This window comes from Polaromonas sp. P1_E1_2 (assembly GCF_056406035.1).
The window spans coordinates 1-5,307 of the sequence record NZ_JBFUAZ010000275.1; the positions used below are offsets into that span (position 1 = coordinate 1).

The following is a 5,307-nucleotide window of genomic DNA, read 5'->3' on the forward strand; positions in this document are numbered from 1 at the left end:
AGATAGGTCACTACTTTAGCGGAAGCCAGCAACGCAACAGCCGGTAATTTGTCACCTTTTGCATCATCCAGCCCACAACACTCGCCAATTTCCGCTATCTCACCCTTCCTATTCCCGCACCCGCCCGGTGGCATCAATCAGGCTGAGCTCCACCAGTTTGGAGCCCACGCGGTCCCCGTCAAAGTGAACCCGAAAGCCGCCCAGGCTCAGCTCCTGCATGGTGTCCAGTGCCTTGCGCARTTTGACGCGGGTCGGGTCCTTTCCGGCCTTGCGCAGCGCTTCGACATASGTCCAGGCRGCGATGTAGCCTTCGAGCATGTACACATTGGGTTTGCCCAGTTTGGCCGCTGTAGCGTCGGCCTGCAGTTCACGGACCAGGACGCTCTTGGCGTTGTCCGACTTGGGTGTGACGCGCACCACCACCACACCGGCACCGGCTGCACCCAGCTGCTCGGCCAGCAGGCTTTCGCCAGTGCTGGAAAAGCCGTAGATGGGCCCCCGAAAGCCTTTGGCACGCAAATCGCGTATCGCGCTGGCGGCGCCGGAAGCGTCGCTGATGACCAGTACGGATTCAGGCTTCTTGCCCAGAATCTGTTCAACGCTCGTGGCCACACTGCCGCCCGAGAGGGCCGACTTGGCCACCAGGTTGGCGCCCAGCCCGCCCATGGTGCGCTCGGCCGAATCCAGCGCCGCCATTGACTCGGCATCCTTGCCGTGCAGGATGGCCAGCTTGCGCATGCCCAGGGTTTCGGCATGCCGCGTGATCATGGCGGCTTCTTCCGAATAACCGGGCCGGACCGAATACACGTTKGGATAGAGCGAGCCGCGCAGCTCGTCGGCGCCGGCCATGGGGGCGAACAGCAAAATGTCGGTGTCTTTCAACAGCGGATTGACGGCCGTGACCTGTGGTGAGCCGTAGTAACCGAAGAGCGAAAACACCTTCTGGTCCAGCAGCTTGCGGGTGTTGGCCGCGGCGGTATCGGGGTTGCCCGCATCGTCCAGCGTGGTCAGTTCGATCTTGCGGCCGTTGACACCGCCGCCGGCATTGACGTGGTCGAAATAAAGGCGCGCGCCCTGGGCAAACGGCACAGCCAGCGTGCTGCCGGGCCCGGTCATGGCCAGGGATTGCCCCAGGGTGACAGCGGTTTTACTGATGCCATCTTCGGCATACACCCCCGGCGCCATCAGGGCGGCCAGTGCCGCTACCATGGTGATCCTGGCCAGCACGCGGAATGAATGCATTCCTGTTTTTGTTGTCATGTCGTCTCCTCATCCCCGGGGGCCGGTATGCCTGCCAATATAAAGTTGAACCATGAGCAATACCATCAGCATCTCCCCTATGGCCAAGGCCGAACCTGACACCGGGCTGAAGCCTGCGGCCCTGCAGGTGCTGGGCGCCTGCCCGCACGACTGCCCGGACACCTGCTCGCTGCTGACCACGGTGGAAGATGGCGTGGCCATTCGTGTGCAGGGCAACCCGGACCACCCCCACACCGGCGGCGTGCTGTGCAACAAAGTCTCTCGCTACACCGAACGCACCTACCACCCTGAGCGCCTTTTGCATCCACTCAAACGCAGCGGGCCCAAGGGCAGCGGGCAGTTTGAACCCGTGAGCTGGGAAGCGGCGCTGGCCGACATTGCGGCCCGCCTCAAAGCCATCGCAGCGCGCAACCCCGAGGCCATCGTGCCTTACAGCTATGCCGGCACCATGGGCCAGGTGCAGGGTGAAAGCATGGCGGGCCGGTTTTTCAACCAGCTCGGCGCGTCACTCCTGGACCGCACCATCTGCTCATCAGCCGGCGGCGAGGCCCTCACGCAAACACTGGGCGGCAAGGTCGGCATGCGGGTGGAGTTTTTCGCCGAATCGAAACTCATCATCATCTGGGGCAGCAACTCCATCGGCAGCAACCTGCACTTCTGGCGTTATGCACAGCAGGCCAAACGCGACGGCGCCAAGCTGGTATGCATCGACCCGCGCAAAAGCGAAACCGCCGAGAAATGCCATGAGCACATCGCCCTGCTGCCGGGCACCGACGCGGCGCTGGCACTGGCGCTGATGCACGAACTGATCACCCACGACTGGCTCGACCATGACTACATCGCGCAGCACACCCTGGGCTGGCAAGACCCCGACGGCGGACTGCGCGAACGTGCGCTGCAGTGGCCTCCCGAACGCGCGGCACAGGTCTGCGGCGTGCCGGCGGAACAGATCCGATCGCTGGCCCGCGACTATGGCGAATGCTTCGTCAACCGGCAGCCTGCAGCGATCCGCCTGAACTACGGCATGCAGCGCGTGCGCGGCGGCGGCAATGCGGCGCGCGCCATTGCCTGCCTGCCCGCGCTGACGGGTGCGTGGCGGCACCGGGCCGGCGGCGTGCTGCTCAGCAGCTCGGGCCTGTTCCCGGTCGACAAAGCTGCCCTGCAGCGGCCCGACCTGCTGCAGGACCGCCAGCCGCGCACCATCAACATGAGCACCATCGGCAACGCCCTGCTGGAACCCACGTCGGTGCAGTTCGGCCCGAAGATCGAGGCGCTGATCGCCTACAACAGCAACCCGGTGGCAGTGGCGCCGGAATCCGGAAAAGTGGTTCAGGGCTTCGCGCGTGAAGACCTCTTCACTGTGGTGCTTGAGCACTTCCAGACCGATACGGCCGACTACGCCGACTACATCCTGCCGGCCACCACGCAGCTGGAGCACTGGGATGTGCATGCCTCCTACGGCCACACCGACGTGCTGCTGAATCGCCCRGCCATCGCGCCCATGGGCCAGGCCAAACCCAACACGCAGATCTTTCGCGAGCTGGCCGCCCACATGGGCTTTACCGGGCCCTGCTTTGCCGACAGCGACGAGCAGCTGTGCCGCGCGACGTTTGGCGACAAGGTGGACTTCCAGCAGCTGCTGGACATGGGCTTTGCCACGCTGACGCTGCCCGATGCGCCGTTTGCCGAAGGCAACTTCCCCACGTCGTCGGGCCGCTGCGAATTCTTCAGTGCCCGGCTGGCAGCCACAGGCGCCGACGGCTTGCCTGGCCACGTGCCCAATTACGAAGCAGCCGACACGTCCGACCTGTTCCCGCTGGCCATGATCTCGCCGCCCGCGCGCAACTTCCTCAACTCCACCTTCGTCAACGTGAAAAGCCTGCGCGATATGGAAACCGAACCGGTGCTGGAAATCCATGCGGACGATGCCGCCGCGCGCGGCATCACCACGGGCGCGGTCGTCAAGGTGTTCAACCAGCGCGGCGAGTACCGCGTCAAGGCCGAAGTCTCCGCGCGGGCGCGCCCCGGCGTGGTCAACGGCCTGGGTATCTGGTGGCGCAAGCTGGGCCTGGACGGCACCAATGTGAACCAGCTCACCAGCCAGCACCTGACCGACATGGGCCGCGGCCCCGTCTTTTACGATTGCCTGGTGCAGGTGCAGYGCGACGCTGAAACAGCTTGAGGCACGGTGAGCCGAACGCGCGCCAAGACACTGACCGGCCTGGCTGCTGCGCTGGCCGCAGCCGCGCTGTGCCTCACGGGGTGTGCTGACCTGGGTTACTACTGGCAGTCCGTCAGCGGCCACATGCAGATGCTCAACGCGGCCCGGCCGGTGGACGACTGGCTCGGTGATGCGCAAACATCGGCCTCGTTGAAAAGCCGGCTGGAACTGTCGCAGCGCATCCGCAGCTTTGCGGTGGCCGAGCTGAAACTGCCCGACAACGCCAGCTACCGGCGCTATGCCGACCTGCGCCGCAGCGCCGTGGTCTGGAACGTGGTGGCAGCGCCGGCGTTTTCGCTCACGCTCAAAACCTGGTGCTTCCCGGTCACGGGCTGTGTAGGCTACCGCGGTTACTTCAATGAGGCCGACGCGCGCGCCGAAGCGGCGCGGCTCAAGGCCGAAGGCCTGGAAGCCAGTGTTTACGGCGTGCCCGCGTATTCCACCCTGGGCTGGATGAACTGGGCAGGCGGCGACCCCTTACTCAACACCTTCATCGGCTACCCCGAAGGCGAACTGGCCCGGCTGATCTTTCACGAACTGTCGCACCAGGTGGTGTTTGCGCCGGGTGACACGATGTTCAATGAATCGTTTGCCACTGCCGTCGAACGCCTGGGCATCGAGCGCTGGCTGGCCACGCAGGCTGGCGATGACGCACGCAAGGCCTACGCGGTATTCGATGGCCGGCGCCGGCAGTTCCGCGCGCTGGCACTGGCCACGCGCCGCGAACTGACCGCAATTTATGATCAAAATGATGCCGCAGCCCAATCAGAACCTGCGCAAGCAGCTAGCAAAATGATAGCGTACCAGCGCTTTCGTGACGCCTATGCCGAACTCAAGGCATCATGGGGCGGCTTTGCAGGTTACGACCTGTGGGTGGCGAACGCCAACAATGCCTCGTTTGGCGCACAGGCCGCATACGACGAACTGGTGCCGGGCTTTGAAGCGCTGTTCGAACGCGAGGGCCGCGACTGGCAACGGTTTTATGATGCAGTCAAAAAGCTGGCCCGGCTGCCCAAAGACGAACGGCGCAAGGCACTTGAACAACACAACATGGTGAGCCTTGCGCAGGCACACAGTCACCCACGCAAGGCCGGACAGTCCAAAGAGTAGTTCAATCTGGGCAGCGTCCCGGCACATCCGCCAAGGGGCGTATCTGTATGCTTACACGCACATGATCGTGAGGCGGTGTCCCTGATGTTCCGTATGTTCGACGACTTTCCAGCCGAGCCGGGCATACAGGGCCTCGCTGTTCGGCGTAAACAGGTAGACCTTGTCTTCGCCCATGCTGGCGGCCTCCCGAACCACATGCCGGACCAGCGCCGACCCAATCCCCTTGTTCCTGTGCTCGAGCGCTACATAAACACTGGACAGCCAGGGAGACAAGTGGGAATGGGTAATCGTTTGTGGCAGCAAGCTCGCCGACCCCAAAAGCCGGCCTTCGCAAACCGCCACAAAGGTCATCGGCAACGCGCCCTTCTGCGCGGATGCCTTCAGCCTTTGTGTGCGCTGCTCAACCGTAACCGATGTATTGAGATAGCCGAATTGCGCCTGGTGCCACGCGGCCAGCGCCGCAAGGTGCTGCGGGTGGTCGGCAAGATGGCCAATGCACACAGGAGATGCTGCGTGCCTCATGCCAGTTGAACCCAGGCAGCAACAGACATGGGCGGCACGGTCACAGTGTGCTCGTCGCGGCCCGCCAATTCCCGGGCCAGCAACGCGTCGACATCGTGATGATCCGCATCAGCACGCCCGAGCTTTCGGGCCATGGGTGTCACCGACCTGACCGCCTCCAGAGGCAGTTCGATTGAACGTGCACCATACTGAAG

The 5,307-nt window shown here is 63.8% G+C and carries 5 protein-coding genes; 2 read left to right on the top strand and 3 right to left on the bottom strand.

Annotated elements, in window-relative coordinates; all coding sequences use genetic code 11:
- Positions 1-108: 108 nt before the first annotated feature.
- Entirely contained in the window at positions 109-1,260 is a 1,152-nt protein-coding gene (locus AC1D1P_RS13485; protein ID WP_477668546.1) for an ABC transporter substrate-binding protein, read from the bottom strand.
- A 79-nt stretch (positions 1,261-1,339) separates the two neighbouring features.
- On the opposite strand from AC1D1P_RS13485, the gene AC1D1P_RS13490 reads away from it, so the two are divergent.
- Entirely contained in the window at positions 1,340-3,442 is a 2,103-nt protein-coding gene (locus tag AC1D1P_RS13490) for a molybdopterin-containing oxidoreductase family protein (RefSeq protein WP_477673333.1), read from the top strand.
- Between the two features lie 6 nt (positions 3,443-3,448).
- Positions 3,449-4,591 (top strand): aminopeptidase, encoded by a 1,143-nt coding sequence (locus tag AC1D1P_RS13495; RefSeq protein WP_477673330.1) that lies wholly within the window; start codon positions 3,449-3,451, stop codon positions 4,589-4,591.
- Positions 4,592-4,642: 51 nt separating this feature from the next.
- Here the strand turns inward: AC1D1P_RS13495 and AC1D1P_RS13500 are convergent, their stop codons facing one another.
- A complete protein-coding gene (locus AC1D1P_RS13500; protein WP_477673331.1) occupies positions 4,643-5,092 on the bottom strand; it encodes a GNAT family N-acetyltransferase in 450 nt (149 codons plus the stop codon).
- A 17-nt stretch (positions 5,093-5,109) separates the two neighbouring features.
- Positions 5,110-5,307: hypothetical protein (locus tag AC1D1P_RS13505; protein ID WP_477673332.1), on the bottom strand; the 198-nt coding region annotated here is incomplete at its 5' end.